Here is a 13,953-nt window from a genome sequence, read left to right as displayed (position 1 = left end):
CCCCCTGAGGCGCGCCGGCCCGGGCCGGGTCCACCGCGGATCAGGCCGCCAGGGCCTTCTTGACCTGCATCAGGCTCGGGTTGGTCATCACGATCTGCTCGCCGCCGCGCTCCGGCGTCACCAGGACGGTCGGCACGATCTGGTTGCCGTCGTTGACGGACTCGACGAAGGACGCCGAGTTCGGGTCCTCCTCGATGTTGATCTCGGTGTAGCCGATGCCTTCACGGGTCAGCTGGCTCTTGAGTCGGTTGCAGTACCCACACCAGGTCGTGCTGTACATCGTCACGCTGCCGGACATCGAGGGGCTCCTTCGGGAAGAGGGCGTGCGGTCTGAGAGGGGAACGTCCGTCACGCATCGGTCATTCCGCGTGCGCCCGGCGTGAGATCGACCTCGCACGCCCGAGCGCGCACCGTTCATCCTGCGATCGCACCGGCCCTGTGGACAAGCCCGCCCCGGTTGTCCCACCGGGCTGAGAGGATGGAACGCATGCAGGAAGACCTCTTGAGCGGCAGCCCGTTCGACGACTATCGCGCCGCGTCCGGCCCCGACGCGGTGCTCGCCGGGCTCGACCCCGAGCAGCGGGCCGTCGCGACCGCCCTGCAGGGGCCGGTCTGCGTGCTCGCCGGCGCCGGCACCGGCAAGACGCGTGCCATCACCCACCGGATCGCCTACGGCGTGCGCAGCGGGGTCTACCAGCCCGCGCAGGTCCTCGCCGTCACCTTCACCGCCCGCGCGGCGGGCGAGATGCGCGGCCGGCTGCGCCAGCTCGGCGCCGAGGGCGTCCAGGCCCGGACCTTCCACTCCGCCGCGCTGCGCCAGCTCCAGTACTTCTGGCCGCGCGCCGTCGGCGGCCCGGTGCCGCAGCTGGTGGAGCGCAAGGTCCAGCTGGTCGCCGAGTCCGCCGCGCGCTGCGGGCTGCGGGTCCAGCGCACCGAGCTGCGCGACCTCACCGCCGAGATCGAGTGGGCCAAGGTCTCCCAGATCGGCCCGGACGACTACCCGGCCGCGGTGCAGAAGTCGAGCCGCGAGGCCCCGCGCGACCCGGCCGAGACCGCCCAGGTGTACCGGGTGTACGAGGAGACCAAGAGCCGGCGCGGCGTCATCGACTTCGAGGACGTGCTGCTGCTGACCGCCGCGATCCTGGAGGACCGCCCGGACATCGCCGACCAGGTCCGGTCCCAGTACCGGCACTTCACCGTCGACGAGTACCAGGACGTCTCGCCGCTCCAGCAGCGGCTGCTCGACCAGTGGACCGGCTCCGCCGCCGGCAGCCTGTGCGTGGTCGGCGACGCCAGCCAGACCATCTACTCGTTCACCGGCGCCACCCCCGACTACCTGCTGAACTTCCGCACCCGCCACCCCGAGGCGACGGTGGTCAAGCTGGTCCGCGACTACCGCTCCACCCCGCAGGTCGTCCACCTCGCCAACGGGCTGCTCGCCCAGGCCCGCGGCGAGGCCGCCCGGCACCGGCTGGAGCTGATCTCGCAGCGCGAGGCCGGCCCCGAGCCGGTCTACACCGAGTACGAGGACGAGCCGACCGAGGCCGAGACCACGGCCCGCCGGATCCAGGAGCTGCTGGCGGCCGGGGTGCGGGCCAGCGAGGTCGCCGTGCTGTTCCGCACCAACGGCCAGTCCGAGGTCTACGAGCAGGCGCTCGCCGACCTCGGCGTCTCCTACCAGCTCAAGGGCGCCGAGCGGTTCTTCGAGCGGCCCGAGGTCCGGGACGCCGGGGTGCTGCTGCGCGGCGCCGCCCGGGCCGCCTCCGACCCGCTCACCGACGGCACCCCCGGCCTCGCCCCCCAGGTGCGCGCCGTGCTGGCGACCCGGGGCTTCACGGCCGAACCGCCGGCCGGCTCCGGCGCGGTGCGCGAGCGCTGGGAGTCGCTGGCCGCGCTGGTCCGGCTCGCCGAGGACTTCGAGCGGACCCGCACGGCGGCCGGCGAACCGGCCGACCTGGCCGCGTACGTCGCCGAGCTGGACGGCCGGGCCGCGGCCCAGCACGCGCCCGCCGTGGAGGGCGTCACCCTGGCCTCGCTGCACGCCGCCAAGGGCCTGGAGTGGGACGCCGTCTTCCTGGTCGGCCTCACCGAGGGCACCATGCCGATCATCTACGCCAAGACGGACGAGCAGGTCGAGGAGGAGCGCCGGCTGCTCTACGTCGGCGTCACCCGGGCCCGCAAGCACCTCTCGCTCTCCTGGTCGCTCTCCCGCGCCCCGGGGGGCCGGGCCAGCCGCAAGCCGACCCGGTTCCTGGACGGACTGCGGCCGGGCTCCGGCGCACCGGGCGCGCGCGCCGGAGGCCGGGGCGGGCGCGGCGGGGTCGAGCCCGGTGAGCGCGCCGCCGGGCGCCGGGCGCCCCGCGGCCCGGTCCGCTGCCGGGTCTGCGAGCGGGTGCTCACCGAGGCGGTCGAGCGCAAGCTGCGCCGCTGCGAGAGCTGCCCCTCCACGATGGACGAGGCGCTGTACGAGCGGCTGCGCGAGTGGCGGGCCGGTCAGGCGAAGAAGCAGGGTGCCCCGGCCTACGTGGTGTTCACCGACGCGACGCTGATGGCGATCGCCGAGGACGTCCCGGCGACCAGGCAGGACCTGGCGGTCATCTCGGGGGTCGGTGCCATGAAGCTGGACAAGTACGGGGCCGCCGTGCTCTCGTTGTGTGCGGGGGAGGAGCCTGCGGAGGATCCGGTCGACGTCGAGGACGGCGATCCGGGCGAACCGGCCTGAGCCGGTCCCGGGCGGTCTCCGGGGCGCCCGGAGTCGGTGCCCCGGGGTACTTCGGAACCCGTCGGGAAACTCGCCGTAAAAATAGTTTGCGCGCCGTACCGGGAGCGCAATAGCCTGCCGGAGCGGTCAAGGGGACGCGAACGCACGGGGTGACGCCTGTGCCATGTCCCCCTGGGCCCGACAGCTTCTCCGCTCCACCCGCACCACCGAGACAGACATCCGAACAGTTCGGAGCCCGGGAGACCAGGCCCCGCGAGACGCCGAGAGGAGGCGAAGACAGTGGAAACCATCATGATCACCAAACTGACTGGCCAGACCGTCGTCGTCGCTTCCCTGCGTGCCGCCCGCCTGAGGGCTCTCGCCGAGCTGGGCGGAACCGGTCTGGGTCTCGAAGTCATCGGTGCCTCCGTCGTTCCCGCTCCCGTCGTCCCCGTTGTCAGTGGTCTTGGACACACTGGCCTCTGCGGCGCGGATATCACGGGCGGTATTGACGGCACCTCTGTCGAGACCGGTCTGTCCCGTGGCTGGGCCTCCGTGAGCACGTCGCGCTCCCCGCGCGACGAGCGACCGACCCAGGCACCGAAGGCGGCCGTAGCCGCCGCCATGCATGGCGGCTATGCGCGGGTCATCGGTGCCGGAAACGCCCAGAAGCAGAACGAGCAGCAGATCAACAAGCAGGCCATGGCCGCCTTTACCGGCGCCACGGCCGTCCGGATGCGGGCCTTCCGCGGGCCTGAACCCTGGAGAGAGCGAACCTGAGGAAGTCTCAGGTCGGCACCTCCAGGGCCGCGGAACCCGTCACACCGGGATCCGCGGCCCTTCTGTTTTGTCCGGTACGCAAGACCACCCAGCCCCCCCGGGGCCTCCGGCCCAGCCCCACCAGTCAGCTGAGCCGGACCCACTGAAAAGACGAGGAAGACGCCCACAGTGTCCACGGTCATCACACCGCCCATCCCGTCCGTACCGCAGACAAGCCAGATCACCCCGGCCGACCAGGCCGACCCTCCGGAGGTTTCCCTGATGCAGATCACCACCATCGACCAGGCCGAGGCGCTCGGTCTCCCCATCCCGTGCCGCGCCTTCGACCCGGAGGTCTTCTTCGCCGAGACGCCCGCCGACGTCGAGTACGCGAAGTCCCTCTGTGGTACCTGCCCGGTCAAGGACGCCTGTCTGACCGGCGCGCTGGAGCGGCGTGAGCCGTGGGGCGTCTGGGGTGGCGAGCTCTTCGTCCAGGGTGTGGTCGTGGCCCGCAAGCGGCCGCGTGGCCGTCCGCGCAAGACCGAGGTCGCGGCGTGAACCCCGCGCTCGGAGCCAAGGCCGTCCGCCGGGGAGAGCAGCCCCCGCTGGACAGCGCCCTTCGCCGCTCCGTGCGAATCGCCGCCGCCAAGGCCGACGCAGCCCGCACCGTCCACTTCCCCACGTCGCACCACGAGCAGGACCACGACATGACCGCCGCCGCCATTGACCCGACCGTCCGCGCCGAGCAGACCACCGAACTTCAGATCCAGAACAGGACCCTCGAAATGCAACTCCTCCACGAATCCCTGGCCCGTGCCCATATGCAAGACCGCTTGCAGGAGGCCGAGCACGAACGGCTCGTCACCCGGGTCGCCCGGGCCCGCCGGCTCAAGCTGAAGGCCGAGCGGGCCTCGCTGCGGGCCCGCAAGGCCCTCGCCGTCGCGTTGATGTAAGCGCGCCGGTCCGGATTCACCCCCGTCGTGCCGCAGGCCGCCCCCCGTACCGGGGAGCGGCCTGCGGTCGTTGCCGGGCCCGTCAGGGCCGCTTCGCGGCTGTCCGACTCCTGGGCGGGGCGGGCGGACGCTCCTCGAACTCCGGGAGCCAGCGCAGCATCTCCGCCCGCATGGGGGCGTTGGCGCCCAGCTGGCAGAGCACCCCGATGGTACTCAGCGTCACCCGGTGGATCAGCAGGTACGCCGGCGGCAGGTTGAGCTGCTTGCCCAGGTTGTAGGCGGGCGACCGCGGATCGGCGATCCGCGCGGCCTGGGCCCGCATCCAGGCCCGGGTGAAGTGGAAGGAGTCCACCGCGGCCGGCTCGATGATCGGCACCAGGTAGTCCAGCACCGCGTCCGGGTCCAGCTCGATCGAGGGCTTGACGAAGCCCTCCTCGCGCAGCATGTCCAGGACGCCCGCGGCGTCGCCGGCCAGCGCCATCCGCAGCGACGCCCCGATCGGCGCGGGCAGCCCGCCCGGCAGCCGGTCGACGGTGCCGAAGTCCAGTACCCCGAGCCGCCAGCCGGCCACCGGCCCGTCGTCCTTGAGCAGCCGGAAGTTGCCCGGGTGCGGGTCGGCGTGCAGCAGACCGGTTCGGGACGGGCCGGCGAACAGGAAGCGGGCCAGCAGGTGCCCGGCCCGGTCGCGCTCCTCCTGGGTACCGCCCGTGATCACCTCGGCCAGCGGGGTGCCGTCCATCCACTCGGTGACCAGCACCTGGTCGGCCTGCGCGACCACGCCGGGCACCAGGATGTCCGGATCGCCCGCGAACTCCTCGGCGTGCCGGCGCTGGGCCTGCGCCTCCAGCTCGTAGTCCAGCTCCTCCGCGACCCGCTCGCGCAACTCGGTGATCAGCGGCTTGATGTCGAGGCCGGGGATCAGCGGACCGAGCAGCCAGGCCACCCTGCTCAGCTGGGAGAGGTCCGCCAGCAGCGCGTCCCCGGCGCCCGGGTACTGGACCTTGACGGCCACCTGGCGGCCGTCGTGCCAGACGGCCCGGTGCACCTGGCCGATCGAGGCGGCGGCGGCCGGCCGGTCGTCGAACTCCTGGAACAGCTCCCGCCAGTTCTCGCCGAGCCGTTCGACGAGCGCCGTGTGCACCTTGGCGGCGGGCATCGGCGGGGCGGCGTCCTGCAGCTTGGTCAGTGCCGCCCGGTAGGGCCCGGCGACCTCTTCGGGCAGCGCGGCCTCGAAGACGGACAGCACCTGCCCGAACTTCATCGCCCCGCCCTTGAGCTCGCCCAGGACCTTGAAGAGCTGGTCGGCGGTGGCCTGCTGGAGCTCGGCCGTCACCACCTCGGCCGACCGCCCGCCGATCCGCTTCCCCAACCCGAGGGTGGCCCGGCCGGCGATTCCCAGCGGCAGGGCGGCGAGCCGTGCCGTGCGGGTCATTGCCTTGCGCGGTAGATCGCTCACCCGGGCCTCCCATCCACACGCCCCCGGCACCCCACGACCGGGGGCCGACCATCACTACGCCATTGTGCCCGTTCGCCGCCCCGGTCTCGGCACCCTTTTCCCACCTGTCGCACGGCGGTCCGGCGCGGCCGCGCGGCGCGCTCAGCCCGGCGACCGCGGTTGCCAGAGACAGCCGCAGTCGGGGTGGCCTCTCAGCCGCAGCCGGCGGGGCATGCCGTCGACGGCGGAGAGCTCGCACCAGCCGTCGAGGCTCGGCGGGCGGCCGCCGTCCAGGTAGACCTGGGCGTGCAGCGCGGCGAGGCCCGCCACCGCCGTCGCCAGGCCGGTGTCGCAGGCGGGGGTGCGGGCCCGGCCGGGGCCTTCGTCGGCGAGCTGGGCCAGGATCCGCGGCCAGGCCGGGTCCTCGTCCTCGCGGGCCAGGACCAGGCAGTGGCCACAGGCCGAGACCCCCGGGAGGACGAGCGGCCCGACCACCCCGAACTCCTCCACCACCCCGACGTAGAGGTGCGGCACCCCGGCCCGGAGCAGCTCCCTGGCCTCGGCCGCGCCGCCGGCGAAGGCGCCGCTGCCGTCCCGGGGGGCCAGCACCACCAGGTCGGGGTCCTGGTCCGGCCGGCGCCGGGTGTCCGGCGCGGGGCGGCGGGCCGAGGCCCGGCGGACGGCCTCGCGGGCGGCGGTGGACCGCAGCCGGCCGACCTCCCCGGGCGGCAGACCGGCGGGGGAGCAGTCCTCCGGCCGGACCCGGCCGCTGTCGGTCACCGTGACCGCCCCCGTGCCGCCCGCCGCCAGGACGGCGGCGAGCGCGACCCCGATCCGGCCGGCGCCGCGCACCTCGATCCGGCGGTCGGCGCGGCGGGCCAGCACAGCGGGGCCGGCGCCGGGGCCGGAGTGGACCAGGGAGAGTGAGGCGAGGTCTGGGCCGAGCAGCTCCCGGAGCGGCTGCGGGAAGCGGGCCAGCGCGCCGCCCGCGGCGTCGGCGTCGTCGAGCAGCCCGGCCAGCTCCAGTTCGTCCAGCAGGGCGCCGGTCGGTTCGCGCCCGAGGCCGGCCCGCTCCCCGGCGTCCAGCAGCGCGGGCCGGTCCCGCGTCCCGTCGAGCAGGCCGAGGAAGTCGCAGCGGGCCCGGTCGGCGCGTTCGAGGACCCCGGCGTACCGGCGGACGGTGCCGAACTGCAGGGTCTCGGAGTCCCGCCAGCTGCGGGAGAGGGCGGGCTTCAGCTGGAGGAGCACGGCGGTCTTCCTTCCGATCGTTTCCGGACGGCCGATGCCAGCCTGCCCGATCGGCGCGACCGCGTGCTCCGCGTTGTCCACAGGGACGGGCACATGATCGAATGATCCGTTCGCACACCCTGGGGATAACTTCTCGTCCGGCCCGAGGTCGGATTCCGGACACCTTCCGTCGGCCTTTCGTTCCCGATCACTCCACGAAAGATTTCGGCCATGGCAGCGGACTTCTGTCAGCGGTACCGGGTAACGTCGTGTGCCATGGCAGCCGAACGGGACTCCCATCCCCCGGCGTCGCGTCGGCGTGCCCGTGCAGCGTCCGGGTCTCAGGTCGCGACGCCGAGCACGCGCGGGCGCCCGGATCAACAGCCCGGCTCGGCGCCGCCGCAGCCCACTCCACCGCCCGAGAAGCACGTCGAGCTGCCGTTCGACCGCTCCCGGGTGGAGGTCCGCCGCAGTGCCCGGCGCAGTCGCACCGTCTCGGCCTACCGTGAGGGCGACCGCACGGTCGTGCTGATCCCGGCCCGGATGTCGCACGCCGAGGAGCAGCGCTGGGTCGCGCAGATGCTGGAGAAGCTCGCCGCCCAGGAGAGCCGCCGGGTGCTCGGCGACGACGCGCTGGCGGCCCGGGCGCGTGAGCTGTCCGCCGCCTACCTGGGCGACCGCGCCCGGCCGGTCCAGGTCCGCTGGGTCACCAACCAGAACTCTCGCTGGGGCTCCTGCACCCCCAGCGAGCGGACGATCCGGCTCTCGCACCGGCTGCAGGGCATGCCGGAGTACGTGGTCGACTACGTGCTGCTGCACGAGCTGGCCCACCTGCTGGTGCCGGACCACGGACCCGCGTTCTGGGCCCTGCTGGAGGCGTACCCGCGGACGGAGCGGGCGCGCGGCTACCTGGAGGGCGTCGTCTCGGCGGCCCGGTTGCCGCACATCCCGGGCGCCCGGCACGCGGGCCCGCCGGAGGCCGACCCGGCCGGCTCCTGCGGCTGACCGGAGCGGGCGGCCCCACGGCTGAGGCGGCGGTGAGGGGCGCGGGCCACAGTGGTCCGCGCCCCTCACAGGCAGCGCGCTTCAGCCGGTCAGCTCCCGGGCGCGCGCCACCAGGTCGCGCACCGAGTCGTCGGTCAGCTCGGGCAGCCGGTCGAAGTCGAACCAGCGCAGGTCCAGCGACTCCTCGCTGATCAGGGCCTGCGCGCCCGGCGGGGCCACCGCGATGTACTGGACGTCCAGGTGGGTGTTCTCCGGCCGGTCCTTGCCGGTGCAGCGGACCTGGTGCCGGTCCAGCTTGGCCGGGGCCGGCAGCCCGTCGGCGGCCAGCAGGACGAGGTCCGGGATGCCCGACTCCTCGGTGGCCTCGCGCAGCGCGGCGGAGGCCAGGTCGCGGTCACCCGGCTCGCAGTGGCCGCCCATCTGGAGCCAGCGGCCGACCTTGGGGTGCAGGGTGAGCAGTACCCGCCCGGCGGCCGGGTCGATCACGGCCGCGCTGGCCGTGATGTGGGCCGGCAGGCAGGAGCGGAACAGGCCCTCGGGCTGCCCGGCCAGATGGTCCAGGTAGGCGCGGCGCAGCTCCTCCTGGTCCCGGTCGGCGGGCCGCCAGCCGCTCAGGGCGCGGACGGCGTCCGCGTGCAGGGCGGACGCGCCCGGCTCGATCGGTGTCATGCGGTGGGCTCGCCCTTTCCGTCCTCGTCCTGGTCCTTCTTCTCGGAGGCGGGCTTCTCGGAGGCGGGCTGCTCCGGCGCGGGCTTCTCCGGGCCGGGCTTCGCGGCCGCCCCGCCCGCTGCGGCCTCGCCGAGCAGCTTGTCGATCGCGTCGAAGTCGAGACCGCCCTCCAGGCCGTCGGCGCTGCCCCGGTGCACGAAGGCGTCCGGGTCGTCCAGGTCGGCGGCGGTGGGGAGCATGTCGGGGTGCTGCCAGAGGTCGTCGCGGCCCTCGACGCCCCGGGCGTCGGCGAGCAGCGCCCAGAGCCGGGCGGCGTCGCGCAGCCGGCGCGGGCGCAGCTCCAGGCCCACCAGGGTGGCGAAGGTCTGCTCGGCGGGGCCGCCGGCCGCGCGGCGGCGGCGGACGGTCTCGCGCAGCGCGCCGGCCTGCGGCAGGTGCGGCTCGGCGGCGGCGTGCACGACGGCGTCGACCCAGCCCTCGACCAGCGCCAGCGCCGTCTCCAGACGGGCGAGCGCGGCCTTCTGCTCGGGGGTGTCCTCGGGCTGGAGCAGGCCGCCGGCCAGCGCCTCCTGGAGCGCCTCGGGGTTGCTCGGGTCGAGCTGGCCGACGAGCTCCTCCATCCGGGAGGTGTCGACCTTGATGCCGCGCGCGTAGGCCTCGACGGCGCCGAACAGGTGGGCGCGCAGCCACGGCACATGGGCGAAGAGGCGCTGGTGGGCGGCTTCGCGCAGGGCGAGGTAGAGCCGGACCTCGTCGGCGGGCACGTTCAGGCCCTCACCGAACTCGGCGATGTTCTGCGGCAGCAGGGCGGCCTTGCCGGCCGGGGCGAGCGGCAGGCCGACGTCGGTGGAGCCGACCACCTCGGCGGCGAGCGCGCCGAGCGCCTGGCCGATCTGGCTGCCGAACATGGCGCCGCCCATCGAGCGCATCATGCCCATCAGCGGGCCCGCCATGGCCTGCATCTCCTCGGGCAGGACGCCGCCCATGGCGGTGCCGACCCGCTCGGCGACCGGGTCGACGAGGTCCTTCCAGACCGGCAGGGTGGCCTCGATCCACTCGGCCCGGCTCCAGGCGACGGCGGTGCCGGCCCCGGAGGGGAACTCGGTGGCGCCGTCCAGCCAGAGGTCGGCGAGCCGGACGGCCTCGGCGACGGCGGAGCGCTCGGAGGCGCCGACCGACCGGTCCTTGGACTTGCCCTCGACGGGCTCGGCGACGACGGTCTGCCGGGCGATGTCCTTGGCGAGGTCCCAGTTCACCGGGCCGCCCTCGAAGGAGAGCATCTGGCCGAGCTGCTGGAAGGCGGCGCCGAGGTCGTTGGGGTTGAGGCCGCCGAACATCGCGGCGAACGGGTTGTCGCCGCCACCCGGCCCGCCCGGAGTCCCGGGGGCGCCGGGAGCGCCGGGCATGCCCATACCGAACAGCGCGCCGAACGGGTTCCCGCCGAAGCCGAACGGCTGGGGGCCGCTCTCCGCGCCGCCCTGGTCCTTCTTCTTCTGCTCGTCGCCGGGCCGGCCCTTGCCGTCCTCGGGCTTGGCCTTGCCGTCCTCGGGCTCCTCTGGCGGAACGCCGAATCCGAAGGGAAGGTCGCTCACGGGGTCCTCGATCCGGTCGGCCGTCATGCGGGTGGTGGCGGAATTTCGGTCCGCCCGGGGCGGTCGGCGGAGTGGGGGACTCGCGGCCGGTGGGCGGCTCCCGCGCGGCTGGACCGCGCCGGGTGCACCGCCGGGCCTTCGCCTCGGGCAGGATGGACGTACTGACACACGTACGTACGCACATAAGCTAACCGTGGAGGATGGCCGGTGAGTTCCCCGCCTTCGGACGTTCGCTCTGGGCTGACCGGAGAAGAGGACGCCCCGGACATCACGGCGTCGCCGCCTCCAGCCTACGGCGGAAGGCCGCTGACCGTGGCCGTCACCGGCGCGGCCGGTGTGCTCGGCGAGCGCGTCGCCGCCCGGCTGGTCGCCTCGCCGGGGGTCCGGAAGGTCCTCGCCGTGGACGACCGGCGGGGCGAGGTGCCGGGCGTGCAGTGGCGCGTCCTGGACGTCCGTGACCCGGCGGTCGCCGAGCGGCTGGCCGGCGTGGACGTGGTCGTCCACCTGGCGATGGACCTCGGGATGGAGTCCGACCCGCGGGCTCGCAGCGCCTACAACGTGCGCGGCGCGCAGACCGTGCTGACCGCCGCCGCCGCGGCCGGGGTGCACCGGGTGGTGCTCTGCACCTCCGCGATGGTCTACGGCGCGCTCGCCGACAACGAGGTGCCGCTGGCCGAGGACTCCGAGCTGCGGGCCACCGAGGAGGCCTCGCTGGTCGGGGACCTGCTGGAGATCGAACGGCTGGCCCGGCGGGCGCCGCGGGCCCACCCCGGGCTGCAGGTGACCGTGCTGCGGCCGGCCGTGGTGGTCGGACCGGGGGTCGACACCGTGCTGACCCGGCACTTCGAGGCGCCCCGGCTGCTGGTGGTGGCCGGGTCCCGGCCGTGCTGGCAGTTCTGTCACGTGGACGACCTGGCGGCGGCGCTGGAGTACGCGGCGCTCGGGCTGGTCGAGGGCGAGGTCACGGTCGGCTGCGACGGCTGGCTGGAGCAGGAGGACGTCGAGCGGCTGTCGGGCATCCGGCGGATGGAGCTGCCTGCCTCGCTGGCGCTGGGCACCGCCGCCCGGCTGCACCGGCTCGGGCTGACCCCGGCCCCGGCCGGCGACCTCGCGTACACGATGTACCCGTGGGTGGTCTCCGGCAGCCGGCTGCACGAGGCGGGCTGGCGTCCGACGTTCACCAACGAGCAGGTGCTGGCGGAGCTGCTGGCGCAGGTGGCGGGCAAGCACGCGGTGGCCGGGCGGCGGCTCGGCGGCAAGGAGGCCGCCACCAGTCTGGGCGCGGCCGGGGCGACGGTGGCGCTGGTCGGTACGGCCGCGCTGGTCCGGCGCGCGCGCAAGCGGCGCCGCTTCTGATCCCGCGCCGGCCGCGGTCGTCGGGACCGGTCGGCGCGGGCGTCGGCCGGCCCTGCCGGGCGCCTTGGCGCGCCCGCGCGGGGCCCTGTTTCTCACGATGCGAAATTCCCCAATCGTGATACGGAACCCTCTTGCCCGGAGTCGCCCGGGATGGGGAATCATGGGGTCATGTCCGAGAATTACGACCCCATTCGCCTGCTCGCCGTCCGCGACACCCCGCTCTCGCTCGACGAGGTCTACGCGGCGGTCGGCGACGACGCCGCCGGCGGTACCACCGTCTTCGTCGGTACGGTCCGGGACCACGACGGCGGCAAGTCGGTCGCCGCGCTGGAGTACAGCTGCCACCCCACGGCCGAGCAGGAGATGCGCCGGATCGCGGAGAAGATCGTCGCGGAGTTCCCGGTCCGGGCGCTCGCCGCGGTGCACCGGGTCGGCCGGCTGGAGATCACCGACAAGGCCGTCATCGTCGCCGTCTCCTGCGCCCACCGGGGCGAGGCGTTCGCCGCCGCCCGCCGGCTGATCGACGACCTCAAGCACGAGGTGCCGATCTGGAAGCACCAGGTGTTCTCCGACGGCGAGGAGGAGTGGGTCGGCGCCGGCGGCTGCTGACCCACTCGGACGTCCTCGCCGCGCAGGCGCGCCGGACCCTCACTCGAACGGGTCCCGGGCGGTGCGCCGGATACTCCCCGGCAGTGAGCCGATCGGCCGTGCCGTAACCCGGACGGCGCCACCCGCGTTGTCCGCCGGGGTGGTTAATCTGCTCATAGACACGACGAGCTGGGAGTACTGATATGGCTGCGCTCGCCTGGTTGATCATTCCGGTAGTCGCCGCACTGCTCGCCGCCGTGTGGGCGGGTTGGGCCCAGCGGGCCCCCAGGGCCACCGGTGACCCCGCCTCCCTCGCCGAGCACCGGCGCTTCATGGCCGCGATGGAACGCACCACCACCGGCACCGGTCCGGGCGAGGACCCCGGCCGGTAGCCCGGCGGGCGTTCCGTCGGCCGCGTCCCGTACTGTCGAGGCATGCCACGCCGCTCTGCGACGATGCTCGCCGCCACCCTGCTGCTCATAGCGCTGCTCTGCGCGTCGGTGTTGATGAAGGTGCCGTACACGGAGATGAGCCCGGGGCCGACGTACAACACGCTCGGGGTGCAGGACAAGACGGGCACGCCGGTGATCACCATCACCGGCCACGAGTCGTACCCGGTGAGCGGGCACCTCAACATGACCACCGTCCAGGTCACCGGCGCCAAGTACGAGCCCAGCCTGGTCAACGCGGTGGTCGGCTGGCTCCGGGACGACGTGCTGGTGGTGCCGCACGACAACGTCTACCCGAAGGGCCAGACGGACGCCGACGCCAAGCGGCAGAACGCCGAGGAGTTCGCGCTCTCCGAGGACCACGCGCGGACGGCGGCGCTGACCCAGCTCGGCATCCCGGTCGGTAACGAGCTGATCGTCCAGTCGGTCACGGCCGGAGCCCCGGCGGAGGGCAAGCTGCACGCCGGCGACCGGATCATCGCGGTCGACGGCACCCCGGTCACCGACGCGGAGGGCGTGGCGAAGGCCGTCACCAAGCACCAGCCCGGGGAGACGGCCGTCTTCACCGTGGTGCCGATGATCAAGGACGGGAACAAGGCGGACCCGGCGGCGGCCCGTACCGACATCGCCGTGCCGACCGTGAAGTCCCCCGACACCGGCGCCGCGATGGTCGGCATCAGGCCCGGGATCCGGCACACCTACCCGTTCCAGATCGACATCGGCCTCCAGGACGTCGGCGGTCCGAGCGCGGGCCTGATGTTCTCGCTGGGCATCATCGACAAGTTGACGCCGGAGGACCTCACCGGCGGCCGGTTCGTCGCGGGCACCGGCACCATCGACGACGCCGGCACGGTCGGGCCGATCGGCGGGATATCGATGAAGCTGATCGCGGCCCGGGAGGCCGGCGCCCAGTACTTCTTCACCCCGGCCGCCAACTGCGCCGAGGCCGGCAAGAACACCCCGGCCGGGCTGACCCTGATCAAGGCGGAGACGCTGGACGGCGCGCTGAAGTCGCTGGAGCAGGTCCGCGGCGGGCAGACCGCCGCACTGCCGTCCTGCGCGGGCTGACCGGACGGCACCGGCCCGGCGCGGCCGGACCGCGTGACGCGGACCCGGGCGGGAGCGCCCGGGGGCGCCGGCCGCCGGGCCGCCGCCGCGGGGCGGGGGCGGCCCGGGAGCCCGCCCCCGGACGGAGGTGGGCCGGGGGGCCCCCCCCGCC

The 13,953-nt window shown here is 74.2% G+C and carries 14 protein-coding genes; 9 read left to right on the top strand and 5 right to left on the bottom strand.

Features of this window, described 5'->3' with window-relative positions; genetic code table 11:
* Positions 1-40: 40 nt before the first annotated feature.
* A complete protein-coding gene (locus ACFXHB_RS42135; protein WP_360632813.1) occupies positions 41-298 on the bottom strand; it encodes a mycoredoxin in 258 nt (85 codons plus the stop codon).
* Between the two features lie 189 nt (positions 299-487).
* Here ACFXHB_RS42135 and ACFXHB_RS42130 point away from each other — a divergent pair, with 189 nt between their 5' ends.
* The 4 genes from ACFXHB_RS42130 (at position 488) to ACFXHB_RS42115 (ending at position 4,413) form a co-directional block, all read left to right on the top strand.
* On the top strand, positions 488-2,722 hold the full coding sequence (locus tag ACFXHB_RS42130; RefSeq protein ID WP_380582075.1) for an ATP-dependent DNA helicase UvrD2: 2,235 nt from the start codon (positions 488-490) through the stop codon (positions 2,720-2,722).
* A 279-nt stretch (positions 2,723-3,001) separates the two neighbouring features.
* Positions 3,002-3,481, top strand: a complete 480-nt coding sequence (locus ACFXHB_RS42125) for a hypothetical protein (RefSeq protein WP_380582073.1) — start codon at positions 3,002-3,004, stop codon at positions 3,479-3,481.
* Positions 3,482-3,700: 219 nt separating this feature from the next.
* Entirely contained in the window at positions 3,701-4,018 is a 318-nt protein-coding gene (locus ACFXHB_RS42120) for a WhiB family transcriptional regulator (protein ID WP_360633045.1), read from the top strand.
* Positions 4,015-4,413 carry a hypothetical protein gene (locus ACFXHB_RS42115; protein WP_380582071.1) on the top strand — a complete coding sequence of 133 codons (399 nt, stop codon included), beginning with the start codon at positions 4,015-4,017 and terminating at the stop codon, positions 4,411-4,413. Before ACFXHB_RS42120 ends, ACFXHB_RS42115 begins: the two co-directional genes overlap by 4 nt.
* A gap of 82 nt (positions 4,414-4,495) precedes the next feature.
* Here the strand turns inward: ACFXHB_RS42115 and ACFXHB_RS42110 are convergent, their stop codons facing one another.
* Positions 4,496-5,869, bottom strand: a complete 1,374-nt coding sequence (locus ACFXHB_RS42110) for an ABC1 kinase family protein (RefSeq protein WP_380582069.1) — start codon at positions 5,867-5,869, stop codon at positions 4,496-4,498.
* 141 nt (positions 5,870-6,010) lie between these two features.
* Positions 6,011-7,096, bottom strand: coding sequence for a ThiF family adenylyltransferase (locus ACFXHB_RS42105; protein ID WP_380582067.1), 1,086 nt, complete (start codon positions 7,094-7,096; stop codon positions 6,011-6,013).
* Between the two features lie 255 nt (positions 7,097-7,351).
* Here ACFXHB_RS42105 and ACFXHB_RS42100 point away from each other — a divergent pair, with 255 nt between their 5' ends.
* On the top strand, positions 7,352-8,080 hold the full coding sequence (locus ACFXHB_RS42100) for a M48 family metallopeptidase (protein WP_380582065.1): 729 nt from the start codon (positions 7,352-7,354) through the stop codon (positions 8,078-8,080).
* A gap of 81 nt (positions 8,081-8,161) precedes the next feature.
* Here ACFXHB_RS42100 and ACFXHB_RS42095 read toward each other — a convergent pair whose 3' ends face one another.
* Together ACFXHB_RS42095 and ACFXHB_RS42090 are read right to left on the bottom strand one after the other, a co-directional pair.
* Positions 8,162-8,749 carry an NUDIX hydrolase gene (locus ACFXHB_RS42095; RefSeq protein ID WP_380582063.1) on the bottom strand — a complete coding sequence of 196 codons (588 nt, stop codon included), beginning with the start codon at positions 8,747-8,749 and terminating at the stop codon, positions 8,162-8,164.
* Positions 8,746-10,341 carry a zinc-dependent metalloprotease gene (locus ACFXHB_RS42090; RefSeq protein ID WP_380582061.1) on the bottom strand — a complete coding sequence of 532 codons (1,596 nt, stop codon included), beginning with the start codon at positions 10,339-10,341 and terminating at the stop codon, positions 8,746-8,748. The genes ACFXHB_RS42095 and ACFXHB_RS42090 overlap by 4 nt, the downstream gene beginning before the upstream one ends.
* Before the next feature lie 207 nt (positions 10,342-10,548).
* Here ACFXHB_RS42090 and ACFXHB_RS42085 point away from each other — a divergent pair, with 207 nt between their 5' ends.
* From ACFXHB_RS42085 to ACFXHB_RS42070, 4 genes are all read left to right on the top strand, one after another.
* On the top strand, positions 10,549-11,697 hold the full coding sequence (locus tag ACFXHB_RS42085; protein ID WP_380582059.1) for an NAD-dependent epimerase/dehydratase family protein: 1,149 nt from the start codon (positions 10,549-10,551) through the stop codon (positions 11,695-11,697).
* Positions 11,698-11,865: 168 nt separating this feature from the next.
* Positions 11,866-12,306, top strand: a complete 441-nt coding sequence (locus ACFXHB_RS42080; RefSeq protein WP_380582057.1) for a molybdenum cofactor biosynthesis protein MoaE — start codon at positions 11,866-11,868, stop codon at positions 12,304-12,306.
* Between the two features lie 182 nt (positions 12,307-12,488).
* Entirely contained in the window at positions 12,489-12,677 is a 189-nt protein-coding gene (locus ACFXHB_RS42075) for a hypothetical protein (RefSeq protein ID WP_380582055.1), read from the top strand.
* 42 nt (positions 12,678-12,719) lie between these two features.
* On the top strand, positions 12,720-13,802 hold the full coding sequence (locus ACFXHB_RS42070) for a PDZ domain-containing protein (RefSeq protein WP_380582053.1): 1,083 nt from the start codon (positions 12,720-12,722) through the stop codon (positions 13,800-13,802).
* The last annotated feature ends 151 nt before the right edge of the window (positions 13,803-13,953 follow it).

This window comes from Kitasatospora sp. NPDC059327 (assembly GCF_042752535.1).
Lineage (GTDB): Bacteria > Actinomycetota > Actinomycetes > Streptomycetales > Streptomycetaceae > Kitasatospora.
Note: the sequence above shows the minus strand (reverse complement) of the source record. Positions and strands in the feature narration are given on the sequence as shown.

Bases quoted from the DNA above. Each gene is read 5' to 3' on its own strand.
- ACFXHB_RS42070 (WP_380582053.1), top strand. From the start codon at position 12,720: ATGCCACGCCGCTCTGCGACGATGCTCGCCGCCACCCTGCTGCTCATA.
- ACFXHB_RS42080 (WP_380582057.1), top strand. From the start codon at position 11,866: ATGTCCGAGAATTACGACCCCATTCGCCTGCTCGCCGTCCGCGACACC.
- ACFXHB_RS42100 (WP_380582065.1), top strand. From the start codon at position 7,352: ATGGCAGCCGAACGGGACTCCCATCCCCCGGCGTCGCGTCGGCGTGCC.
- ACFXHB_RS42095 (WP_380582063.1), bottom strand. From the start codon at position 8,749: ATGACACCGATCGAGCCGGGCGCGTCCGCCCTGCACGCGGACGCCGTC.
- ACFXHB_RS42135 (WP_360632813.1), bottom strand. From the start codon at position 298: ATGTCCGGCAGCGTGACGATGTACAGCACGACCTGGTGTGGGTACTGC.
- ACFXHB_RS42075 (WP_380582055.1), top strand. From the start codon at position 12,489: ATGGCTGCGCTCGCCTGGTTGATCATTCCGGTAGTCGCCGCACTGCTC.
- ACFXHB_RS42130 (WP_380582075.1), top strand. From the start codon at position 488: ATGCAGGAAGACCTCTTGAGCGGCAGCCCGTTCGACGACTATCGCGCC.